Origin of the sequence: Ruminococcus sp. AF37-20 (genome assembly GCF_003460465.1) — a bacterium.
Classification (GTDB): domain Bacteria; phylum Bacillota; class Clostridia; order Oscillospirales; family Ruminococcaceae; genus Hominimerdicola; species Hominimerdicola aceti.
Genome location: NZ_QTVE01000003.1, coordinates 13,417 through 35,755 on the forward strand (window position 1 = coordinate 13,417; position 22,339 = coordinate 35,755).

A 22,339-nucleotide genomic window follows, 5' to 3' on the forward strand; every position below is an offset into this window, starting at 1 on the left:
AAAATTTTTTGAATTCCGAAGCGTGCGGACACAATTATCCCGTCGCCCACGGTTACATATATATTATAACAGATTTAAAGCCAAATTACCATAGGTTTTTCTCACTTTTATACATAAAATCTTATACAATATTTGCTCACTTTTTATGTGCAATATGACAGTTTTTAAATATCAACACATAAAAAAGCCCTGCTGAAATCAACAGGGCTAAAACGTCTATTTTGTCGGTGGAAGCAGCTGCCTCTGCAGAAAATACCTACTTATGTCCGATACCGCAGACAAACGGCAATTTATGATATGCCGTACATTTATAATGCGCTGAACGGGGTGCGCCACGCTTATTTCTAAGCCACCTATATCATACCATATCCGCAAGCATTTGTCAATAGCAAAATGCAAATAAAAAGCCCTGCTGAAAAAAGCAGGGCTGAAAAGTCTATTTCGTCGGCTGGAAGCCAAGATACCCAAGATACCTGTGACTTATGTCCGAACACAGCAGACAAACTGTGATATATGCGGTCTTTCGACACTTTCATTGTAACACATCTGCTTGCATTTGTCAACACCAAAATGCAAAATAAAAAGCCCTGCTGAAAACAGCAGGGCTGAAAAGTCTATTTCGTCGGCTGGAAGCCAAGATACCCAAGATACCTGTGACTTATGTCCGAACACAGCAGACCAACTGTGATATATCTGGTCTTTCGACAACTATATTATACCACATTACGGCTTATTTGTCAACCCTATACCACCTGAAAAAGATAAAATTTCAGATAATCCGTTTCAGGCACATTGAGAAGTATCGGGTGGTCAGGGGCTTGCTGTCTTGCTTCAATAAGCTTGAGCTGAACGCCTGCGTCCTTTGCAGCACTCATTACCATTTTCACAAACAGCCTGTTCTCCATAAAATGCGAACATGAGCAAGTGGCAAGATATCCGCCCCTTGGCAGAAGTCTCATCGCCCTGTAGTTTATCTCCTTATATCCCCTCTCAGCGCTTCCAACTGTCTTTCTGCTCTTTGTGAAAGCGGGCGGGTCGAGGATTATCATGTCATAATCAGCCTTTTCCTCAAGAAGCTTCGGGAGCAGGTCGAAAACGTCTGCGCAAAGAAAATCCATTCTGTCCGTCAAGCCGTTTCTCTCAGCATTCTCCCTAGCCGTATCAACAGCGAACTGTGAAACGTCCACCGCCGTAACGTGCCTTGCACCGCCCATTGCCGCATTGAGTGCGAACGAACCTGTGTGGGTAAAGCAGTCAAGGACCTTCTTGCCCTTTGCTATCTTCGATACCGCAAGTCGGTTATATTTCTGGTCAAGGAAAAATCCCGTTTTCTGACCGTTCTCAACATCGACCTCATAGCGTATGCCATTCTCCGTTATCTCAGTGATATTTGATGGTGGTTCAGGGAGAAATTCAGCCCTATACCAGCCTTTGTACTGCTCCAAGCCCTCCAGCTTTCTGATAGCGACATCGTTACGCTCCATTATGCCCAAAACTTTAACTCCGTCCTTTTCAAGCTCTTCAACAAGAAGCATGAATATCATATCCTTTATCATATCCATGCCGTAGGAAAGCACCTGCGAAACAAGTATATCTCCATACTTGTCGATAGTAAGCCCCGGCATGCCGTCAGCCTCACCAAAAATAAGCCTGCAAGCCGAAAAATCGTCTCCCATAACAGTTTTTCTGTAATCTATAGCATAGCGGATACGTCTGCGGAAAAAGTTTTCCGAGAAATTTTCATTTGCGTTGTCAGATAAGATCCTTATCCTTATCTTGCTGTTAAGGCTGAGAAAACCAGTTCCAAGATAAGAACCTTTTTCAGAGAAAACATCGCAAAGCTCGCCGTTTTTCAAGCCCTCAGGCTCGTTTCTCAGTTCGTCACAATACACCCATGGGTGACCGTTTTTCAGGGACATTTCCCCTTTTTTCGATATAGTGAACGCAGGATAGATTCTTTTGCTTTTCATTATTATACCTCACAATAATTTATACATTATCCACACAATATAAAACAGACCGTAGAGGACGACGCCCTCGGCGTCCCACCACTCTATGTTCTGTGTAAAAACATCAGCAATATTGCCTTAAAGTATAATTATAGCACAATTCTCTCTATTCTGCAATACATATGTATCGCCGCACCCGAAAATTTTCAGATGCGGCGTTATATGGGGGATTATAACATCAGCACTTTGTATTACAAAGCGCCAAAATGAAGAAAGCTTATTTATCAGCAGGGTCAATAAACTCGATAGGGTCTATCCACTGACCGTTCTTTTTCAAGCCAAAGTGCAGATGAGAAAGCTCTGCCACTTCCGCCTGAGCAGTGTCGCCCACAGCACCTATGACCTCCCCTGCATTCACCTCGTCGCCCTCCTTGACGGACATTTCCTTTGACAGATTGTAGTAATGCCCTACAATGCCGTTTCCATGGTCGATAGTCATGCAGTTGCCCCACAGAGGGTCGTCCCATATCTTTGTGACAGCACCCTTGTTCATCGCCTTGACAGGCTCGCCAAGGTCAGCTTTGATATCAACGCCGTCATGGGTTTTCCAGTAGCCGAGAGTTTCCGACTTCACAAGCTCGCCATTAGAAAACGGCTCTAATATCTCACCGTTCACAGGCATAACATTTGGCTGCGTCTGAATGTCCACATCCGGCTTGGAGCTTTCGTCCTTTTTAACGTCCGTTTTCTTGTTATCAGCCTGCTTTGGCGCAGTGCTGTCAACGCTCGAAATAGTCAGATTGTCGGTGATATCCTCCATAGCCTTGTTATATGCAGCTATACCCGCACCGCCAAGAGCCAGCAGACACGCCGCAAGTGTAATGTAAACACCCTTCGCTCCCAGAGCCTTGCCTGCGTGTGAATTTCTGATACTGAATTTTTTCATACACACAAAACCTTTCTCCGATATGATTTCCGCAGCCACTGTTGCGCCCACGGCAGTCTTATGCTATCGGCGGCATAAGTCCTCTGGCATTATTTTTGACATATACGGGTAAAATATTCACAGCAAAATAAAAAATACCGCACCCAAGCTTTCACCCAAGTGCGGTATTTCCTATTTCCGATCACATTTATGTAGGGGACGGTGCCCTCGACGTCCCAATATCTCTGTATAGTTCCAATTATCCCTATCCGTTTTGTATATCTCTTATTCTATTATACTTATCTATCCTGCGACCTCTTTCTCGCAAACTTAAACACTACCCCTGCGATACCAAACACCGCCGCAACTCCTATCAGACAAATGCAGACTATAACATCATAGCGATCGTTATCAGCACCCTTCAGTGAAATTATGTCAGACAGTTTCATTCCGTTCCACGCATTACTCAGCACCGTCATCGCCGCTACCCATACCGCAGATGCCACAAAGCAAAGTGCCCCCTTGAAAAAGCCGTTCACTTTCAGATACCTTATAATAAGGAACACTGACCACACCAACGCCACGCAAGCTACCGTAGCGGCCATGCCTTCACGAAGGTCTGCCACGTCACCATATTTCAGAGTACCATAAATAACGCAAGCAAAGGTCAGCACCGAATCCGCTGCCATGCAGATAAGCCCCTTGCAGTTTCCTGCATACTTTTCAAACACATCACTCCTCAGTACGAAAGGCAGAAACACGACAGCTTCCCCCAGAAGAGTTCCAAGAACCGCCATAACAAACCAATCCCCATGTGAATAAACGCACCCTGCGGCGTAAAGAAGCATAAGCGAAACTGTTGAAGCCCCAAGCGTCCACAATGCCCTATTCTCCCTCACAAGCACAGGCACATTTATAATAGAAAACGTCAGCATAAGCGACGTGATAAGCACCATAAACCAACCAATGCCCCCATGTGCCACATTATAAATGAAGCTCGGTATTATCGCTCCAAGGTAGCAAAGTCCTGTTATGATAGTATACCCACGAACGAAGCGTTTATAGCTTTTCACCATAAGGTCGGCTTCCCTCTGCTGACGATCCTCGCTTGCAGTGCAAAGCTCATGCTCAGAAATGTGCAAGACCTCGCATATGCCTGATATCATGGTTATGTCAGGATAAGATATACCACGTTCCCACTTTGACACAGCCGACTCTGTAACATAAAGCGCCTTTGCAAGCTCTTTCTGTGATAAGCCAAGTTCTTTTCTTTTTGTCTGAATAAATTTTCCCAGTGTAGATTTATCTTCCATTTTCATCGTCACCTTTCAGCATAATTCAGAGTGCGCTCTCTATGGTCAACATTATAGCCCAAGGCTTTGAAAATGTCAATAAAATCGGGCTGGACTGTCAGTCAAGCCGCCTATCTACGCACTTTTTCGCATCTTTTTCATCTTATCACTGCCCTATCCACACCCACAAAACAGCACAAAAAATCGCCCTGCTAAAAAGCAAGGCGTTACTGGAGCGGGTCAGAGGGGTCGCACCTCCATCTCCTTTCAGGAAGAAAAGTATTCTGGTAATTGAAATAAACCCGCAAAAAATATTAAGTCCTTACTGATCGTAAGGACTTTTTTGGAGCGGATTACGAGGCTCGAACTCGCTACCTCCACCTTGGCAAGGTGGCGCTCTACCAGATGAGCTAAATCCGCATTTGGTGCTTCCGGACGGAATCGAACCATCGACACGAGGATTTTCAGTCCTCTGCTCTACCGACTGAGCTACAGAAGCAAAACAATGGCGACCGGAATGGGGCTCGAACCCACGACCTCTAGCGTGACAGGCTAGCGTTCTAACCAGCTGAACTACCCGGCCATTGAAAAAAATAACTTCAAACTTTTCGAGTTCAGCTCTCCGAGAATGAAGAATAATTATTATCGTTGACAGGCAAATCTCTTTACCTGTCACGAAATAATTGGTGGGAACAACAGGGCTCGAACCTGTGACCCTCTGCTTGTAAGGCAGATGCTCTCCCAGCTGAGCTATGCTCCCTTTTAGCTGGTTTGTTGTTTTCAGGACTTTGTTTTGTTGTGTCCCTCACAACAGTATCTATTATACACTATCCCACCCTGTTTGTCAACACTTTTTTTGATATTTTTTATGTTTTGTATCATTTTACAATGCTAGTTCAATATTTTTAAAAACTTATGTGCATTTGCAACATCAAAGCCGCATTTTTTGCCTTGAAATGCGCTTTTTTCATCAGGCTTTCTCACAAAAAAATCCGCCGAGCCACACGCCCGACGGATAAAATTTTTTCAAGAATTATTTTTTATCAAGCTGTTTTTTGAGCTTTTCCTGCTCCTGCTCCATAAGCTTCATAAGTTCCTCCAAGGAAGCTGACGCTGTCTTTGTCTGCTGTGCAGGCTTTGCCGCAGGTTTTGCCTTTGGCACAGGCTTTTTCTCAGGCTCAGGGGCTACAGTACCCTCAGTTGAAGCCGCCTCGTCAAGAAGCTGTGAAGCTCTCTCGTAGTAAGAACGGTCTATCTCAGCACGCTCTTCCTTTTCCGCAGGTCTTTCAAATATAGTTTCCTCAGCCTCTTCTACTTCCTCGATAACTTCCTCCGTTTCAGCCTTCTCTTCACCCTCAGGCTCAGCCTTGTGGTGAGAAGCTATCTCGTCGTCAACGTGCTTACGATGTTTTGCGATCTGCTCGCCCTCGTTCTCGCCGCCGAACAGGAAATCGTCAAGAGTAACGCTCTCTGCAGGTTCTTCCTCGTCATCGTCCTCTTCCTCATCATCTGAAGAATGAGTAGCGATAGCAATTATAAGCTCGATAACAACCAGCAGGAATATAGGAACAACAGCGCACACTATCATGCCGAATGTTGACGACATGAACGTAAGCACCTTGCCTGCTGTCATGTAATATGTAGAAGCTACGCCCACAACGTTCTTTGAGCTTATCTCATAAAGCTTTGCAGGGTCTTTTTCCTGATAAACAGTGTAAACAACGCCGTTGTTATCGTCAGTTGAAGTGATGTCATAAAGCCAGAACACGCTTGTTCCAATATCAGGCACGTTCTCGCACACAACTGCCTCGCCTATCTTGTCTGTGCTAGGGGTCATGTTCGATGTGATAACAAGTGAGCCGTCAGGAACTCTGTCACCCATGCCGTCACCGTTCATTATGTACAGGCTATAGCCTGCAATGCTCGGTGTAACATTCTTGTTTTTGAAAACACGTCCCACTCCCACAACTATAAGCATTTCCAGAATAATAAAAACAATAAAGAATATCAGCACGTTCTTGCCTGCTGATGACTTCTGCTTAGTAGCACTGCTCATACTAAAAATAACATTCCTTTCCAAGATATATCCAAAATATCATATTTTATCGCACTAATACATTTATTATATCACAAAGCGCCGCAAATTTCAACACATTTGAGCATATTTTTTGCTTTTGAGAGAATTATTCATTTTTGTAAAGTATTATCGTGACAGTACACAGTTCGTCATTTTTTATGACCGCATATTTTGAGGTAGACCAATCTCCCCCAGCCTGACTGTATGCACGCCGCAGCACGTCAAAGATAACACCGCTATTCTCATCAAAGAGAGTATCCACAGCCTTGTCATACATTTCACTGTCAGCACATTTTAGCCTTGCATATCCACTGTCAGCCATTGCTTCCGCCACAGAACGGCACATCATCTGAACGACATCATCACCGTTTTGAGCATACAGACCGTTTCTTCTGTAATAATTTGCCCCCGAGGAAAATGCCTCAGGATAGTTCAAAAACTTGTTATCGTCCGCTGTATGGTCTTTTGCACACTCGGCGTCAGTGATGCCAAAATAGTCATAGCGGATATAGTACTCCCCTGCATCTGTCACAGGATCGTCCCAAGTGAGGTCAACGTTCGTCCATTCACCGTCTATCATGACCTTGTTCCATAAATGTGGCTGAACAGCTCCGCCGTCATAGGCTTTGCCTGCCACAGGTATGCACTTTATACCTGCCTTGGTGCAAAGTATCTGCATAGCCTTTGCATACCCCTCGCACACAGCCTTGCCCTCTACAAGACAGCCGTATGCAGAATAGCAATTTTTTGCTGTATCGTCATAGTTACACTCAAGAATTATGCTGTCATGGAAATACAGCACCTTGTCATAATCCGACCAGCCCTGCTCAATGCCTGCAAGTATCTCCCCGACCTTTTTATCCAGCTTTTCTTTCTCAGCCTGCGCTTCCTCAGCGGTCTTGTCATATGTGACCTCCACAGATGTCACATATCCATCTCCGTCAATACAGATAGTATACTGCGAACCTATATAATCGATATAAGGACACGCCGAGGTAAGCATGGAGATAAACGCACCGATATCGTCCTTGCTTATAACTCCCTCAGCCAGCTCCACAGAGCTTTCAAATCCGCTCAGCCCTTTGTAAAGCTGTGAAAACACACGTTTTTCGTCAGCACAAAGAAAATCGGCGATATACTCTGCCGTGTCAGGTATCTCAAGTGCCGTAAAGCTCTCGTTTCTGCTGTCAAGCCCTGTTTCAGTATGTCTTTCCGAACCGGCTTCAACATACGCATGAGTGTTCACAAAAGTATTTTTTGAACGGTTTTTATTTTTCTCTCCCGTTCCGCCTAAGCTGCACCCCGATGTGCAGATAAGCACTGCCGCTGTGAGCGCGGCGACCATTTTCTTTTTTTTCAATTTTTGTCCTCGATTTTTACACAAAATTCTGTCTGTATCTTTCAGCCCTTAGTCCGTGATCTCTTCATTATCTCTTTTTATCACAGCCCTGAGCCGTTCTATTTTCTTTTCATGTATCGACAGCACCTTGAACTCCACGTTTTCCCAATGCACCGTCACCTTTTCGTTATCCTCTGGCACATGACCCAGCAGGTCCATAACGAATCCGCCTATAGTGTCATAATCCACCTCGCCGTGATATTCCTTGCCAAGAGCCTCCATAACGTCGTCAAACGCCGCTGTGCCTACCATATCATAGCAATCAGAAGATACCTTCTGTATCTCCTCCGTTTCGTCATCATATTCGTCCTGAATACTACCCACGATAGTTTCAAGCAGATCCTCCATAGTAATGATACCGGCTGTTCCGCCGTAATCGTCCACCACAACTGCTATCTGTGTCTTATCTTCAGTGAACTCTTTGAAAAGCTCACCACACTTGTTGCTTTCAGGCACAAAGGTTATATCTCTCATGAACTCCTTTACGGGACGTTCTTTCTTATCCTCTTCAAACACCAGCCTGAGCAAGTCCTTTGCGAATATAACACCACTTATGTTGTCGGCATTGTCGCAGTAAACAGGTATTCTCGAAAAGCCCTCGCCTATAACAAGCTTCACAGCCTCCGCCAGCGTGGAATTTTCTTCGATAGCCACCATTTCAGTCCTGTGCGTCATAACTTCACGAACTTCAATATCGTCAAAATCAAAAATGTTGCTTATCATTTCCGCCTGACTTTCCTCGATACCGCCCGTTTCGTTTACAGCGTCCACCATCATGAGGATCTCTTCCTCAGTGACAGAATCCGCCTTGTTTGTTGACTTAACGCCGAACAGCCTTAATATCCCTGCGGATACCGCTCCGCTCACTATTGCCAACGGGCTGAACACCGCCAAAAGTGCCTTGTAAGCCACACAGCTATTTAGAATAAATCTCTCGCCCACCTTGCCTGAAATGCAAAGCTTTTTTGGTATGCCTACGCCAAAAGTGCATATAACAAGAGCAAGCAGACAGCTTATTATAACAAATGAACATATGCCGATAATATAATACGAAGCCTGAGTATATACATCAAAAAGCTTGTGAAGCTTATTTGAAAGCGGTGCATAAAAGTAGATCGCTCCCACCACCGAAACTGCGATTATCATAATAGAACGTGCGATGAGGTTTGTCGCAACTACCCTGCCCGTCCTGCCAAGCAAAGCCGCAAGCCTTATTGCCTTCGGGTCTTTGTCCTCCTCAGCCATTTTCTTTAGCTTTGCGTCATTGAACTCCACAGCCGCATTTTCGCACAAGGTAAGAAAAGCCATAAGCAATATTACCGCCGCACAAACACCTATTCCCGTCCACAGTCGCCCGACATCGTCCATAAAAAAAATACCGTCCCTTTCACATAGGCGAAAAAGCTCGCCTTTTTATCATATACTATTTATTATAGGCAACATATGCTTCTTTGTCAATAGATATTGTCACAATTTTTCACATTCTGCCTGAATTTCATATGGGCAATTTTAGTTATGAAAAAAGCAGACGAGCCGCAAAGCCCATCTGCTTACATCAAACAATATTATTTCTCTGCCGCACCTATCTTGGAAACTGCGTCCCTAGTAGTGTTTACGTCCTTAAGGCTCTTTGTAAGCACCTCAGCCGCCTCAGAAAGCGACTTGTTAAGATTTTCAGAAAGTGCCTCACGGATAGCCTTGTCCTTAGCCTTAGCCTGCTCAACGATATCCGCAGCCTGTTTGTTAGCCTCCGCAGCTATCTGCTTTGCATAGTCAGCCGCCTGCTTGATGATCTCCTCCTGAGCCACAAGCTTCTTAGCCTCGTCCTTAGCCTTCTTTACGATCTCCTCGGCTTCCTTGTTGGCCTCAGTAAGGATATTTTTCTTATCTCTTGTCATATCCTTTGCACGCTTTATCTCACCCGGAAGGTTAAGTCTTATGCTGTCGATGTATTCACGCATCTGCTCAACATCGATCATTTTTTTCTGTGAAAACGGCACGCTTGAAGACTTGTCAAGCAGTTCGTCCATAAGTTCAAGTATTTCCTCTACCGTCATTTTAAACACCCTTTCATTACTGATCTATATTATTGGCAGGCTTATAGAGCCTGTCAGTGATCTTGCTCTGTATCTGTTTCGGCACAAAGCCTGTGATATCTCCGCCGAAGCTTGCGATCTCCTTTACAACGCTTGACGAAAGGAACATATTCTCTCCCGTAGTGGTGAGAAACACCGTTTCAGCGTCATTGTAAAGCTTTTTATTTGCAAGAGCCATCTGGAACTCATACTCAAAGTCAGACACAGCCCTAAGTCCCTTTACGATAGCATTAGCTCCCGTCTTTTGCAGATAATCCGCCAGCAGACCGTTATAACAATCCACCACCACATTATCAAGGTGCTTTGTGACCTCGATTATCATTTCCATTCTTTCTGTAGGTGTGAAAGCAGCCCTTGATTTATTAGCGTTAAAGGACACCAACACTATCACCTTATCGAAAAGCTTTGAAGCTCTGTCGATTATATCCAGATGACCCAGCGTAACAGGGTCAAAGCTTCCCGGGCAAACAGCGATACGCATCAATAGTCCACTTCTTTCATTGGTATCTTATAGACCGTCAAAGCGGTCTTACCGTATTTATATCTCTTATGAAGCTTAAGTCTGCCGTAGCTTTCTCCAAGCTCAAGCTCCTTTTCATGCTCGCACACAATGATAGCACCATCATTGAGCTTGCTCTCCACAAGCTCCAAGGCCTTTTCAACTATGCCCATTCTGTAAGGCGGGTCGATAAAAACTATATCAAGCCCGGCTTTGGCAACTTTAAGATATTCCAGACTATCCATGCAAAGCACACGGGATTCCTTATTGAAACCGCATGAATCCACATTATCCTTGACGATAGCCACAGCCTCAGGATTGCTGTCTACGAAAACGCAGTGACTAGCCCCACGGCTGAGAGCCTCTATACCCATTTGACCGCTGCCTGCAAAAAGGTCAAGCACCGAGCTTGCTGGTACATCAAACTGAATAATGGAAAAAACAGCCTCTTTTACCATATCTGTAGTTGGTCTTGTGTCCAACGACTCCAAAGTTTTAAGCTTTTTTCCTCTGCATGAACCTGTAATAACTCTCATAAAAAATAACTCCAAAATAAAAGTATACAATCATTATACTATATTAATTACCATTTGTCTAGACTATTCGCCGATATTTTTTTATTTTTTATACCGCACACAAAAAGGGACTTCACAGCGGAAGTCCCTTTAGTTATTTTAATTATGTACCCTAAGAAACAAGTCCTCAGTTAAGATTACTTTCTCTTAGAAACTACGATAGCTGCACCTGCGAGAGCGATACCTGCAAGAGCGATACCTGCTGTTGCGCCTGTAGCTGCTGTTTTGTCAGAAGCTGCGCTTGAAGATGTAGCAGTTGTTGTGCCTGTTGTACCAGTCTTTGAAGAAGTTGTTGCGGCTGTGCTGTTAGCCTTTGAATCAGTCTTGCTGTCAGACTTAGAATCTGTCTTGGAATCATCCTTTTTGCTGTTTGAATCTGTGCCAGAAGTAGCAGGAGCAACAGGAACAGCGTTAGCAGCCCATATCCAGCCCTCATTTGTTGAGCCGTCATCGAACTTCTGAGCCTCAGCGTTTACAGTACCTGACTGAGCGATAGAAATTGTGTAAGAGCCGTCGCCGTTGATAGCAGTATCCTGGCAGTCAACGTTTGTGTCGAATCCACCTGCGCCGCCTGCGATACCTACGCACTTGTTAGGGAAGTAAGCTGGCTGTGCAACCTTATCCTTTTCTTTGTCATCTGGATTTCTGAAATCCCAAGTGCCGTCAGCTTGGAAAGATACACCAGCATTGCCTGTTGTGTCACCAAGACCTTCAATTGTGAAGTCAATAGTGATGTACTCACCAGCGCCTGCTACAGTGTAGTCAGTGATCTCTGATGTGAACTTGCTGTTCCACTTGTTGATGATCTGGAAGCAGAGCTTGTCTGAATCAGACTTGCCAGGAGCAGCACTTACGTTAAACTCCTGTGAACCGATCTTTACCTTAAGATCCTTACAAGTAACGACCTGACCATTTACAAGAGCCTCATCGTTATCGTTGTACTCACATGGGATATCTGTAGCGATGAACAGATAGTTGTAAGCTGTTGAATCAGCAGCGAAAGCTGTTACTGCCATAGCTGTTGCAGCTATAGCTGCTGCAGCCATGCCTGCGAAAATCTTTGTAAGTTTCATTTCTAAAACTTCCTTTCTTAAATAACTTTACTTACATTGTACTTTATTTTCCGAAAAAATTCAATCGGCCGATTTACCAAATATGATAACGTTTTCTTATGCAATCACAACAATTTGTACTATTGATTTTTAGAAGTATAGCCCAATTTCCGCACTTTACAAAACTTTTTTATCTTATGTAAAAATACTAAACCGTCATTTATCAAGCTTTTTCTTCTGCACCTTTCCGGTCACTTTCAGCACGATACCTCTAGGAGCAAATTTAGACCCTGCATAAAGTGCCTTTATAGACTTCTCAGGGATAATGATGAGTTTTCTGCCGAACATTCCCTCAAGAGCCTTTTTTGCACAAAACTGCGGTGTTATGGAGCTTACGCCGAACTTGCAGTTTGCAACGTCATTGAACTCCGTATCCACAGGACCCGGGCATACCGCACAAACGTGTACCCTGCTGTTTCTCACCCTCAACTCCTCATATATTGCGCTGGTAAGGCTCACAACATAAGCCTTTGAAGCATAGTACGTTGCCATCATAGGACCGCCATACATAAGACCTGCTGAGGAAGCTATATTCATTATATAACCCCTGTCAGCGGCAACAAAGTCTTTCAAAAACAGCTTTGTAAGCATATGCACCGCCGTAACGTTGGTGTCTATCATTTTAAGCTCAGTGTCCAGAGGGAGCTTGTCAAAGCTGCCCACTGCACCAAAGCCTGCGCAGTTCACAAGCACTGATATCTTCTCGCTCTTTGTTTCCTCATAAAGCCGCAGACATTCTTCCCTGTCGGAAACGTCGCAAACTATCACCCTTGTATTGTCACCAAGCTCCTTCGCAAGCTCTCTGAGTCTTTCCTCACGTCTTGCGCTGAGTATCACACGAAAGCCCCTTGCAGATAGATCTCTCGCTATCTCTCTGCCAATTCCCGAGCTTGCGCCTGTTACCAAAGCCGTCTTAGCCATTTATATCATCCTCCGCCCTTTTCAGGGATATTATTTGATTTTTGTCATATCAGTATATCACATTAGTATCACCCTGTCAAGTGTAAGAAAGATGTAAAATACGCAGAAAAGCATCGCAAAAAACTGAATAAAAATGTCAAAATCTCTTGACATTTACTTTAAAGTATGGCATAATGTTAATATAATTTTAAGAAATAGAATAAAATTAAACTTGAAAGTTGTAGGGAGAATTTATGAATAACTATCAAATGGGCAATATAAAGCTCGAAAAGCTCGCAAAAGAAAATTCAGCTTTTCAAAACTGTCAGCCTGATATGTCTGACGTAAACTTTGAGATAGGCAAAAGCAGCAGCACAGTTAAAATATTTGCCGCCATAGCAGCTTTCGCGCTGATATATGGCATAAGATTTTTCTTACGCCGCTATGTCGGAAACCCGAATGGGTCGATGTCTGCCGGAGATATCGTTTTTTGGTGCTTTATAGGCTTGATAATCGTCCTTGTAGTTGTGACAACGGTCAAGGAAAAGAATAGTCCCATTATTTCAGTTATGGGCAAAAAACTGTTCTATAACGGAAACTGTTGGTCAAGCGATGAGATATCTCATGTTAAATGCACAAAATGGTTAGAGAGAGTCGAAGTGTATTCATCAGGCAAAAAAGTCCTGACTTTTCCATGGGAAAAGGATAACTCCGAGCTTTTTATAGCTTGGGTGAAAAAGTGCGGGATAAAATTTGAAGATAACCGTATGCACTTATTCTGATAAAAATCAAAAAATATAAACCAGAGAACAAGGAGATAAAAAATTATGAGTTGTACCCTTTGCATACTTGCCGCAGGTCTTGGAAGTCGCTTCAAAGGCGGCATAAAACAGCTTGAACCTTTCGGACCAAACGGTGAAATAATAATGGATTATTCTATCTATGACGCCGTTGAGGCAGGCTTTGACAAGGTCGTATTCATTATAAGAAAGGATATCCGTGATGCCTTTGATAAAATGATAGGCGACCGTATCTCAAAATACGTCAAGATAGATTACGTTTATCAAGAGCTTGACTGCCTTCCGGAGGGCTATTCCGTACCTGAGGGACGTGTTAAGCCGTGGGGTCACGGTCACGCAGTCTGCTGTTGCAAGGGCGTTATAAATGAGCCTTTCGCAGTAATAAACGCTGATGATTTTTACGGCAAGGAAGCTTTTGTGAAGCTCCACGATTTTCTCTGCAATGAAAACTCAGATCGCAAAAAGCTTCATCTCGGCATGGCAGGCTTCATACTGAAAAACACTCTAAGCGACTTCGGTGCAGTGAACAGAGGCGTCTGTGAAGTGAAAGACTCTATGCTCACAGACGTTGTTGAAACCTACAATATCCGCCGTGATAATGACGGCAAGGTCTATTCAGGCAAGGAAGAAACAGCCGAGCTTGACGAGAACTGCTATGTGTCAATGAATATGTGGGCTTGCCCTGACGGCTTTATAGATAAGCTCAATGGTATGTTCACAGACTTTATGAAAGAAAATAAAGACAGCCTGACAGCGGAGTTTCTCCTCCCTGCGGGTATCGATACAATGATAAAAACAGGTGTTGCAGACTGCAAGCTTCTGGAAACTCACGATAAGTGGTTCGGCGTTACATATAAAGAGGATAAGCCAACCGTTAAAGCCGATATCGCAAAGCTTATAGAGGCTGGCGTTTATCCTGAAAAGCTTTGGAAATAAAACTCAAACAAACAAATAATACAGAATAAATTGTCAACAATAAGTCGGGCAGAACAAATTCTCCCGACTTTTTTGCGTCTGTTTGTAAAAAGTGAAGAAAATCCTTAATTCGACTAAAAAGCACTTGAAAAAGGCTGTAAAATGTGTTATGATAATCTTTGAAACAGATCTGCATTTTTGCAGGTCAAGAGAGATAATATAAGAGGTAGTATAATGGAGAGCCAACACGGTAGCAATTTGAAAAATATAAGAAAAAAGAGAGCCACAGCACAGCAAAGCATAGTGTCATTGAGTTGTCTTGTGTGCATAGCATTTGCGGCAATATGGGGCTTCCATGCAGGAAGCGGCAACAGCAGGGCTGTGGAAGCAAAGAAGATGTCAGCTTCAAGCTCTGTGGCAGAGAACGAAAGCTCCGAGAGCAATGCAGACAACTCTTCTCAGGCAGAAAGCATGATCGATGAGAGTGGCATAGACGAAAGCCTTACTGACAGCTCAGTTGACCATGATGATGCCGACGACCTTTCCGACGCAGTTTTCATAGGCGACTCACGAACAGTTGGTCTGCAAAACAACTGCGATAAACCAAAAGCAACATTCCTTTGCTCTGTGGGAATGCACATCGACACCGTTATGACAGAACAGAACATCACCCTTTCAAACGGCAATGCAGGCACTGTTATCGACGCTCTTGGAGAAAGACAATATGGCAGAGTGTATATAAACCTCGGCACTAACGAGCTTGGCTGGCCTTATATCGACACCTTCAAGGATTATTATACACAGCTTATCACAAAAATTCAGGAGATACAGCCTGACGCTGTTATCTATGCTGAATCTATCCTCCCTGTAACAGCTTCAAGAAGCTTACAGGGCGACGCCATAAATAACACAAATGTAGCCACATTCAATCAGGCTATCTCAGAGGTGGCACAGCAGACAGGTATAAATTATCTTGACTGTACCTCCGCTGTAGCAGGCGCAGACGGCACTCTTCCGGAGGAAGCCTCCTCAGACGGAATACACCTTATGAGCGAATACTGCGACAAGTGGCTCAACTATATAATCGACAACACATAAGAAAGGAAAGAAGAATTATGAAAACAAAGAAAATACTCTGCACTCTTATGGCAGTTATGTGCATTGGCACAGCGGCACTCACAGGCTGCGGCTCAGGCTCCGACAGCAGCACAGCAAACTCCGCAAACTCAGCGGCAGCCGCTCAGACAAACGAAAGCGTTGACGTAACAGCCGTTGCGGACAAGCTCAAGGACGGCATAGAGTTCAAGGACGAGCTTGCAGAGCTTGACGAAGCAAAGATAGAAAAGATAATCGGAATATCAGCAGACAGCTATACAAAGGCTAAGGTCTATGTAAGCTCATCAGGAGGAACAGCCGAGGAGATAGACTGCTTTGAAGCCAAGGACGCAGACAGTGCAAAGGCTATCGCAGATACACTTACAGCAAGAGTCGAAAGCCAGAAAAGGGTTTTTGAAAACTATGTTCCGGAGGAAATGACAAAGCTGGGTGACCCTGTTCTTGTAACCAACGGCAATTATGTTTACCTCTGTCTTTCAAACGACAACGATAAAGCAAAAGAGATAATAGGCTAGGAGTAATAAATATATGCTTTTTTCAAGTACAACATTTCTGTTCGCTTTCCTGCCTATTGTACTGATAACGTATTATATCGTCCCACGCATAACACGCAATCTGGTGCTGTTTATCTTCAGCCTTGTGTTTTACGCATGGGGCGAACCTGTTTATATCGTCCTCATGATAGCTTCCACTATCGTTGCATATATAACAGGACTATTGGCAGACAAACAGCGTAAAAACGCAAAAAAATACACTCCGCTCATCGCAATGATAGGAGCGGTTGTGTGGAACATCGGGCTTCTTCTGTTTTTTAAATATACCGACTTTTTCATTGGTGCGGCAAACAGCATTTTCGGCACGCAGATAAAGACCTTGGGTCTTGCCCTCCCTATCGGTATCTCATTCTACAGCTTCCAGACCCTTTCCTACGTTATCGACGTTTATAAAGGCGAAGTAAGAAGTCAGAAGAACTTCCTTGACCTTGCCACCTATGTTGCCCTTTTCCCACAGCTTATCGCAGGTCCTATCGTAAGATACATCGACGTTGCGGAACAGCTCAAAAAGCGTAACGAGAGCATAGAGCATTTTGCACAAGGTGTGTGGAGATTTTCCATAGGTCTTGGCAAAAAAGTCATTCTCGCAAATACTATCGGCGAGCTTTTCGACACTATCTCAAACTCGGCACAATCCGAACTGAGCGTTGCCGCAAGCTGGCTGGGCATAATAGCCTATACATTCCAAATATACTTTGACTTCTCAGGCTATTCCGATATGGCGATAGGTCTTGGCAAAATGTTCGGCTTCGACTTTCTCGAGAACTTCAACTACCCTTACATCTCCACCTCTATCACAGACTTCTGGAGACGCTGGCATATGTCCCTTTCAAGCTGGTTCAGAGATTATGTCTATATCCCACTTGGCGGTAACCGCAAGGGCAAAGCAAGACAGTGCCTTAACATCATGATAGTGTGGTTTCTCACAGGCTTCTGGCACGGTGCAAACTGGAACTTTATGCTATGGGGCGTGTACTTCGGTGTGATACTCCTATGTGAAAAGCTTTTCTTGGGCAAAGCCCTGAAAAAGATACCTGCATTTTTCCAGCATATCTACGCACTTCTTTTTATAGTCATAGGCTGGGGAATATTCTCCTATGAAGATTTCGGCAAGCTCACACAGAACTTCAAAAATATGTTCGGTGCAGGGGGACTTCCTCTCATAAATCACCAAACAGTGTTCTGGCTCGCACAGTATGCAGTAACAATAGTGATACTTGTGTTAGCTTCAACACAGCTTCCAAAAAAGCTCTGCCTGAAACTTCAAACCAAATGTCCTGAGATATGCGGCTGTATACTCCAACCGCTGTTCGCATTAACACTTTTGGCAGTTTCCACCGCCTACCTTGCAGGTAATTCATTCAATCCGTTCCTGTATTTCAGATTTTAAAGGAGGACGGCAGATATGAAAAAACAACTTAAAAACTATATTATGATAGTGTGCTTTCTGCTGTTCATATTCGGCTTTGCAGTGGCAAGCTTCATTTCCGAGGACCGTGAGTTCTCCGAAAATGAGAACCGCTATCTCCAGCAAGCCCCTGAGTTTTCGTGGAAAAAGCTTGAAAAAGGCGAGTTCACATCGGATATCGAAAGCTATATGTCCGATCAGATATTCATGAAAGACCAGCTTGTGAGTCTTAAAACAGTCACCGACCGCACGCTTCTCAAAAACTATCAAAACGGCGTTTATTTCGGCAAAGACGGCTATTATCTCCAAGACTATCAGGAAAACAGACCTCTTATCGAGAAAAACATAAGCTGTCTTAACGATTTTGCTGACAGCCTCGATAAATCCGTCGACGTAAGCTTTCTTCTTGTGCCGAATGCAGTTTCCGTTATGTCAGACAAGCTCCCTGCGGTCACACAGACCGACGATCAGCTTGAAAGCGAAAAGTATATAAGTTCTATCCTCAGCGACAGGATAAACCTCTGCTTCCCATATGACCAGCTCAAAGACGCCGCAAAGTCCACGCAGGTTTTCTATAAGACCGACCACCACTGGACAGCCGAGGGCGCAAAAGTGGGATTTGACGCACTTATGACAGCCATGAATGAAGATATCCCACAGGTATCCTACAATATAGAAACTGTAAAGGACTTTCATGGCACACTTTATTCAAAAGCCCCAACAGACTTCTCCGCTGCTGACGAAATGCACTTCTACACCAACCCTGACAACAGCGTAAAGGTAAATTATGTTGAAGAAAATAAACAGACCGACACCCTTTTTGACGATTCATTCAAGAACAAAAAGGATAAATACTCCACATTCATGGGCGGAAACTTTGCCCTCACGGAAATAGAAACAAACGGCGAAAGCGATGAACACGTCCTTATTATAAAGGACAGCTACGCAAACACAGTTATGCCATACTTTGCCGACAAGTATAAGCACATCACAATGATAGATATGCGTTATTACCACATCATGGATAAAACAGTCAGCGAGTATGTAAAAGACAACGGCATAACAAAGGTCATTTTCCTTTATAATATGGACTTTGTGAACACCGACAACAACTTCATCTGGCTTGAATAATTCAGCAACAATTAGGGGCGGCCATTGGTCGCCCGCTATTTTTATCACACCCATATATAACGTCAACATCAAACCCACAGAAAGAAGGACATAAAATGACACTTACCCCCTACAAAAGAAAAGCCTTTTATTATGAAACAGACCGCATGGATATAATCCACCATTCAAATTACGTCCGTTGGCTTGAGGAAGCCCGTGTTGACCTTATGGAACAGCTTGGCTGCCCTTTCCACGAAATAGAAAAACGTGGCATAGTTTCCCCAGTGCTTTCCGTGGAAACACACTATAAATATCCCGTCCGTTTCGGTGATGAGTTTGAAGTACGCTGTAAGCTGTCAAAGTTCAACGGCTGTGCCTACGAGCTTGACTACGAGGTCTTTGACCTTACCACTCAGAAAACAGCCTGCCTTGCCCACACCTCCCACTGCTTCACCACCTCCGACCTTAAGCCTGTAAGACTAAAAAAACATTATCCCGATATCTACGAGAAATTCCTATCCGCATATCAGGCAAGTGAAGAATAAGCAAAAAAATGTACAGCTCCCGAGTTTCTTCTCAGGAGCTGTACTTATGTGTAAAAAATGACAGACGTGACCTGTCACGAAGAAAGCAATCCATCAACGCCCTCACGCCACTTTTCAAAGCTGCACAAACCAAGCTTTGCCCAGCGGCATTCCGAGCATAGTATATCAAATGCCTTTTTATCCATTTTGCTTCTCAGCCTTGTCAGCGCACTGCGATAATTCTCCACTGAGTGACATTTTATCTCAGAAAGTCTGCAAACCTCGCTGTCTTTCTGTGCCACCGTTCCGCCACAGCCGTCAAGCAAACAACCGTCCTCCGTCCTGTTTGGGCAGTGCTGACATATCATATCTCCGCTGCACACAAACCGCACCGCAGTGTCCTCGCTCTCCAATCTGTCTTTCACAGACTGCATATTCACCGAAAAACCGTCACTGTAGCCTTTTCCCTGAAAAAGCGGCAGGCACAGCAGATGATGAAATCTAAGCTCAGGCTCTCTTGTAAGCATAGCAACCTGTCTTTGCAAGTCTGCTTACAAGCTCGATGCTGATAAGGTAAGCAGCAACAACAGAGATAATGTCCTTTATAAGATAAGGAACAGAAACAAGAAGTATAGACTTGCCAATAGAGATATTAGCAACGACAGCGTACTGGATAGCACCGAGCAGGTGGTCGCAAGCAAGACCTGCGATACCAAGCACGATAGCGATGACCTTACCGCTTATCTTGTCAGAGCAGAACTTTGCGCCAAGACCGCAAAGAAGAGCCATAACGATAAATCCGTAAATGAATCCACCTGTATATCCTACGATAACGGAGAAACCGCCTGACCAGCCTGCGAACACGGGCACACCGATAGCGCCCAGCAGACCATAGACCAGAGCAGACACAGCACCGCCCTTCCAGCCGAGAAAATATCCTGCCAGAGCCACAGCGAAAGTCTGGAGCGTAACAGGAACGTGAGTAGGAAGCGGAATAGTTATCTGCGAAAGCACAGCGATTATAGCTGTCATCAGACCGATACCAACTATCTGTTTTGTTTTGTTTTTAGCATTGTTATTCATTGTAAACCTATCCTTTACTTTTTATTTGACAATTAATATTGTATCACATACCGAACCTATTGTCAACCAAAAATATTTATTTCGGTATACAATTATAAAGCGTCGGTAAACGATACTTTTATACAAATTTAATAACAAACAGCGAAAACACGGCATTTCCCTTCCGAACGGGACACCGAGGGCGTCGCCCCCTACAATATTTCGGGCAACTTCCTACCACCGCAAAATCGCTACACTCGGTGCTGTCTTTTACTTCGTACTTGAGCACAACTCTGTTCAGCTTTGCCAATTCCTCATTCCTCATTTCTCACTTCCCCTTGTGCATTTTGCCCTTAAATCCTACTAAATCGATAGAATTAATATCAGTTTTCACAAAAATGCAAAAAATCATCTTAAACCTATTGACATTCCTCTATGGGTGTGGTATAGTATAGATACGCTAAAACATACTAAACGACTAGGATTAATATGAATTTGAAATGAGGCGTTGAAAATGAATGTAAAAATACTGAAACTGAAAACAACGTACGATTCACGAATGTGTATGTGCTGTATGTGTTGCTGTTAAGATCAGCAGAAAGTTCAGTATCAAAAATTTTTATCGGATTTAAAAAACATCAATTTAATGAAAGAGGTAATTTAAAATGAGCGCAATAAACGAAAGAAATCTTAAATTTGAAACACTCCAGCTCCACGTTGGTCAGGAAACAGCAGACTCTGTAACAGATGCAAGAGCTGTTCCTATTTATCAGACATCATCATACGTTTTCCATAACTCACAGCATGCCGCTGACAGATTCGCTCTTAAGGACGCAGGCAACATCTACGGCAGACTTACAAACCCAACTGAGGACGTTTTTGAAAGACGTATCGCAGCTCTCGAGGGCGGCACAGCAGCTCTTGCAGTTGCATCAGGCGCAGCAGCAGTAACATACGCTATCGAGAACGTAGCCCTTGCAGGCGATCATATCGTAGCTGCAAAGAACATCTATGGCGGCACATATAACCTGCTTGCACACACTCTTGTTGATTACGGCATCACAACAACATTTGTCGATCCGCTTGACCCAGCTGACTTTGAAAAGGCTATCAAGGAGAACACAAAGGCTCTCTATATCGAAACTCTTGGCAACCCTAACTCAGACGTAGTTGATATTGAAGCTATCGCAAATATCGCACACGCACACAATATCCCACTTCTCGTTGACAGCACATTCGCTACTCCATATCTCGTAAGACCTATCGAGTACGGCGCAGATATCGTTATCCATTCTGCAACAAAGTTTATCGGCGGTCACGGCACAACAATCGGCGGCGTTATCGTTGAAAGCGGCAAGTTTGACTGGAAGAAGTCAGGCAAGTTCCCACAGCTCACAGAGCCAAACCCAAGCTACCACGGTGTTAGCTTTGCAGACGCAGCCCCTGGCGCAGCATTTGTAACTCGTATCCGTGCGATCCTTCTCCGTGATACAGGTGCAACACTTTCACCTATCCACGCATTCATCTTCCTGCAGGGTCTTGAAACACTTTCGCTGAGAGTTGAACGTCATGTTGAGAACGCACTTAAGGTAGTTGACTTCCTTAACAAGCACCCAAAGGTAGAAAAGGTAAATCACCCTTCAGTATCAGACGATCCAAGCCAGCAGGCACTTTACAAGAAGTATTTCCCTAACGGCGGTGGTTCTATCTTCACATTCGAGATAAAGGGCGACGCAAAGACAGCTCAGAACTTCATCGACCACCTGAAACTCTTCTCACTCCTTGCAAACGTAGCAGACGTTAAGTCACTGGTTATCCACCCGGCATCAACAACACACGCAGAGCTTAACGAAGCAGAGCTTGCAGATCAGGGCATCAAGCCAAACACTATCAGACTTTCTATCGGTACAGAGCATATCGACGATATCATCTACGATCTCAGCGAAGCATTCGACGCTATCTAATAAAAACCTTTTGCCATTACGGTTTTTACCTAAAAATACAGACCTCAATATAGAAACGGCTG

General features: G+C 44.1%; 21 protein-coding genes and 4 tRNA genes. 8 read left to right on the forward strand and 17 right to left on the reverse strand.

The features are described from left to right. Positions 1-743: 743 nt before the first annotated feature. The 15 genes from DW015_RS02395 to DW015_RS02465 form a co-directional block, all read right to left on the reverse strand. Positions 744-1,970, reverse strand: coding sequence for a class I SAM-dependent rRNA methyltransferase (locus DW015_RS02395; RefSeq protein ID WP_117903930.1), 1,227 nt, complete (start codon positions 1,968-1,970; stop codon positions 744-746). A 256-nt stretch (positions 1,971-2,226) separates the two neighbouring features. Then, on the reverse strand, positions 2,227-2,895 hold the full coding sequence (locus DW015_RS02400; RefSeq protein WP_117904220.1) for a M23 family metallopeptidase: 669 nt from the start codon (positions 2,893-2,895) through the stop codon (positions 2,227-2,229). Positions 2,896-3,173: 278 nt separating this feature from the next. Further along, the gene (locus DW015_RS02405) at positions 3,174-4,187 is read right to left on the reverse strand and encodes a helix-turn-helix transcriptional regulator (RefSeq protein ID WP_117903932.1); all 1,014 of its coding nucleotides are present in this window, start codon (positions 4,185-4,187) and stop codon (positions 3,174-3,176) included. A gap of 323 nt (positions 4,188-4,510) precedes the next feature. Next, positions 4,511-4,586: transfer RNA gene (locus DW015_RS02410), tRNA-Gly, on the reverse strand. A 3-nt stretch (positions 4,587-4,589) separates the two neighbouring features. Next, positions 4,590-4,665, reverse strand: a tRNA-Phe gene (locus DW015_RS02415). 7 nt (positions 4,666-4,672) lie between these two features. After that, positions 4,673-4,749, reverse strand: a tRNA-Asp gene (locus tag DW015_RS02420). Positions 4,750-4,850: 101 nt separating this feature from the next. Continuing rightward, positions 4,851-4,926: transfer RNA gene (locus DW015_RS02425), tRNA-Val, on the reverse strand. 273 nt (positions 4,927-5,199) lie between these two features. Continuing rightward, entirely contained in the window at positions 5,200-6,222 is a 1,023-nt protein-coding gene (locus tag DW015_RS02430; protein WP_117903934.1) for a hypothetical protein, read from the reverse strand. Positions 6,223-6,349: 127 nt separating this feature from the next. Continuing rightward, positions 6,350-7,603: a transglutaminase domain-containing protein gene (locus tag DW015_RS02435; RefSeq protein WP_117903936.1), complete on the reverse strand. Its 1,254-nt coding sequence runs from the start codon at positions 7,601-7,603 to the stop codon at positions 6,350-6,352. Between the two features lie 48 nt (positions 7,604-7,651). Beyond that, positions 7,652-9,010: a hemolysin family protein gene (locus DW015_RS02440; protein ID WP_117903938.1), complete on the reverse strand. Its 1,359-nt coding sequence runs from the start codon at positions 9,008-9,010 to the stop codon at positions 7,652-7,654. Positions 9,011-9,207: 197 nt separating this feature from the next. Continuing rightward, positions 9,208-9,699: a hypothetical protein gene (locus tag DW015_RS02445; RefSeq protein WP_022288084.1), complete on the reverse strand. Its 492-nt coding sequence runs from the start codon at positions 9,697-9,699 to the stop codon at positions 9,208-9,210. A gap of 16 nt (positions 9,700-9,715) precedes the next feature. Next, on the reverse strand, positions 9,716-10,219 hold the full coding sequence (gene coaD / locus DW015_RS02450; RefSeq protein WP_022288083.1) for a pantetheine-phosphate adenylyltransferase: 504 nt from the start codon (positions 10,217-10,219) through the stop codon (positions 9,716-9,718). Beyond that, the gene (rsmD, locus tag DW015_RS02455; protein WP_038670722.1) at positions 10,219-10,773 is read right to left on the reverse strand and encodes a 16S rRNA (guanine(966)-N(2))-methyltransferase RsmD; all 555 of its coding nucleotides are present in this window, start codon (positions 10,771-10,773) and stop codon (positions 10,219-10,221) included. The genes coaD and rsmD overlap by 1 nt, the downstream gene beginning before the upstream one ends. A gap of 176 nt (positions 10,774-10,949) precedes the next feature. Next, the gene (locus DW015_RS02460; protein WP_117903940.1) at positions 10,950-11,885 is read right to left on the reverse strand and encodes an NPXTG-anchored protein; all 936 of its coding nucleotides are present in this window, start codon (positions 11,883-11,885) and stop codon (positions 10,950-10,952) included. A gap of 195 nt (positions 11,886-12,080) precedes the next feature. After that, positions 12,081-12,845, reverse strand: a complete 765-nt coding sequence (locus DW015_RS02465) for an SDR family oxidoreductase (protein ID WP_117903942.1) — start codon at positions 12,843-12,845, stop codon at positions 12,081-12,083. Positions 12,846-13,078: 233 nt separating this feature from the next. On the opposite strand from DW015_RS02465, the gene DW015_RS02470 reads away from it, so the two are divergent. From DW015_RS02470 to DW015_RS02500, 7 genes are all read left to right on the forward strand, one after another. Next, complete coding sequence (locus DW015_RS02470) at positions 13,079-13,606, forward strand: hypothetical protein (RefSeq protein ID WP_117903944.1); 528 nt, start codon at positions 13,079-13,081, stop codon at positions 13,604-13,606. Positions 13,607-13,651: 45 nt separating this feature from the next. Further along, the gene (locus DW015_RS02475; protein WP_117903946.1) at positions 13,652-14,560 is read left to right on the forward strand and encodes a nucleotidyltransferase; all 909 of its coding nucleotides are present in this window, start codon (positions 13,652-13,654) and stop codon (positions 14,558-14,560) included. Positions 14,561-14,797: 237 nt separating this feature from the next. Beyond that, positions 14,798-15,637 (forward strand): GDSL-type esterase/lipase family protein, encoded by an 840-nt coding sequence (locus tag DW015_RS02480; RefSeq protein ID WP_207659346.1) that lies wholly within the window; start codon positions 14,798-14,800, stop codon positions 15,635-15,637. A gap of 17 nt (positions 15,638-15,654) precedes the next feature. Beyond that, positions 15,655-16,170 carry a DUF4358 domain-containing protein gene (locus DW015_RS02485; RefSeq protein WP_117903950.1) on the forward strand — a complete coding sequence of 172 codons (516 nt, stop codon included), beginning with the start codon at positions 15,655-15,657 and terminating at the stop codon, positions 16,168-16,170. Positions 16,171-16,183: 13 nt separating this feature from the next. Further along, positions 16,184-17,599, forward strand: a complete 1,416-nt coding sequence (locus DW015_RS02490) for an MBOAT family protein (protein WP_117903952.1) — start codon at positions 16,184-16,186, stop codon at positions 17,597-17,599. Positions 17,600-17,614: 15 nt separating this feature from the next. Then, entirely contained in the window at positions 17,615-18,748 is a 1,134-nt protein-coding gene (locus DW015_RS02495; RefSeq protein WP_117903954.1) for a DHHW family protein, read from the forward strand. A 95-nt stretch (positions 18,749-18,843) separates the two neighbouring features. Next, positions 18,844-19,272, forward strand: a complete 429-nt coding sequence (locus tag DW015_RS02500; protein WP_117903956.1) for a thioesterase family protein — start codon at positions 18,844-18,846, stop codon at positions 19,270-19,272. Positions 19,273-19,346: 74 nt separating this feature from the next. On the opposite strand, the gene DW015_RS02505 is transcribed toward DW015_RS02500, so the two are convergent. Continuing rightward, positions 19,347-19,778, reverse strand: a complete 432-nt coding sequence (locus DW015_RS02505; RefSeq protein ID WP_117903958.1) for a DUF1284 domain-containing protein — start codon at positions 19,776-19,778, stop codon at positions 19,347-19,349. After that, the gene (locus DW015_RS02510; RefSeq protein WP_117903960.1) at positions 19,759-20,334 is read right to left on the reverse strand and encodes a biotin transporter BioY; all 576 of its coding nucleotides are present in this window, start codon (positions 20,332-20,334) and stop codon (positions 19,759-19,761) included. The genes DW015_RS02505 and DW015_RS02510 overlap by 20 nt, the downstream gene beginning before the upstream one ends. A gap of 644 nt (positions 20,335-20,978) precedes the next feature. On the opposite strand from DW015_RS02510, the gene DW015_RS02515 reads away from it, so the two are divergent. Beyond that, complete coding sequence (locus DW015_RS02515; protein ID WP_117903962.1) at positions 20,979-22,277, forward strand: O-acetylhomoserine aminocarboxypropyltransferase/cysteine synthase family protein; 1,299 nt, start codon at positions 20,979-20,981, stop codon at positions 22,275-22,277. Positions 22,278-22,339 lie beyond the last annotated feature (62 nt).

What these genes read in the sequence shown, in the direction of transcription:
- DW015_RS02395 (WP_117903930.1), bottom strand. Translation starts at nt 1,970, where the DNA reads ATGAAAAGCAAAAGAATCTATCCTGCGTTCACTATATCGAAAAAAGGG.
- DW015_RS02400 (WP_117904220.1), bottom strand. Translation starts at nt 2,895, where the DNA reads ATGAAAAAATTCAGTATCAGAAATTCACACGCAGGCAAGGCTCTGGGA.
- DW015_RS02405 (WP_117903932.1), bottom strand. Translation starts at nt 4,187, where the DNA reads ATGGAAGATAAATCTACACTGGGAAAATTTATTCAGACAAAAAGAAAA.
- DW015_RS02430 (WP_117903934.1), bottom strand. Translation starts at nt 6,222, where the DNA reads ATGAGCAGTGCTACTAAGCAGAAGTCATCAGCAGGCAAGAACGTGCTG.
- DW015_RS02440 (WP_117903938.1), bottom strand. Translation starts at nt 9,010, where the DNA reads ATGGACGATGTCGGGCGACTGTGGACGGGAATAGGTGTTTGTGCGGCG.
- DW015_RS02445 (WP_022288084.1), bottom strand. Translation starts at nt 9,699, where the DNA reads ATGACGGTAGAGGAAATACTTGAACTTATGGACGAACTGCTTGACAAG.
- coaD (WP_022288083.1), bottom strand. Translation starts at nt 10,219, where the DNA reads ATGCGTATCGCTGTTTGCCCGGGAAGCTTTGACCCTGTTACGCTGGGT.
- rsmD (WP_038670722.1), bottom strand. Translation starts at nt 10,773, where the DNA reads ATGAGAGTTATTACAGGTTCATGCAGAGGAAAAAAGCTTAAAACTTTG.
- DW015_RS02460 (WP_117903940.1), bottom strand. Translation starts at nt 11,885, where the DNA reads ATGAAACTTACAAAGATTTTCGCAGGCATGGCTGCAGCAGCTATAGCT.
- DW015_RS02465 (WP_117903942.1), bottom strand. Translation starts at nt 12,845, where the DNA reads ATGGCTAAGACGGCTTTGGTAACAGGCGCAAGCTCGGGAATTGGCAGA.
- DW015_RS02470 (WP_117903944.1), top strand. Translation starts at nt 13,079, where the DNA reads ATGAATAACTATCAAATGGGCAATATAAAGCTCGAAAAGCTCGCAAAA.
- DW015_RS02475 (WP_117903946.1), top strand. Translation starts at nt 13,652, where the DNA reads ATGAGTTGTACCCTTTGCATACTTGCCGCAGGTCTTGGAAGTCGCTTC.
- DW015_RS02485 (WP_117903950.1), top strand. Translation starts at nt 15,655, where the DNA reads ATGAAAACAAAGAAAATACTCTGCACTCTTATGGCAGTTATGTGCATT.
- DW015_RS02490 (WP_117903952.1), top strand. Translation starts at nt 16,184, where the DNA reads ATGCTTTTTTCAAGTACAACATTTCTGTTCGCTTTCCTGCCTATTGTA.
- DW015_RS02495 (WP_117903954.1), top strand. Translation starts at nt 17,615, where the DNA reads ATGAAAAAACAACTTAAAAACTATATTATGATAGTGTGCTTTCTGCTG.
- DW015_RS02500 (WP_117903956.1), top strand. Translation starts at nt 18,844, where the DNA reads ATGACACTTACCCCCTACAAAAGAAAAGCCTTTTATTATGAAACAGAC.
- DW015_RS02505 (WP_117903958.1), bottom strand. Translation starts at nt 19,778, where the DNA reads ATGCTTACAAGAGAGCCTGAGCTTAGATTTCATCATCTGCTGTGCCTG.
- DW015_RS02510 (WP_117903960.1), bottom strand. Translation starts at nt 20,334, where the DNA reads ATGAATAACAATGCTAAAAACAAAACAAAACAGATAGTTGGTATCGGT.
- DW015_RS02515 (WP_117903962.1), top strand. Translation starts at nt 20,979, where the DNA reads ATGAGCGCAATAAACGAAAGAAATCTTAAATTTGAAACACTCCAGCTC.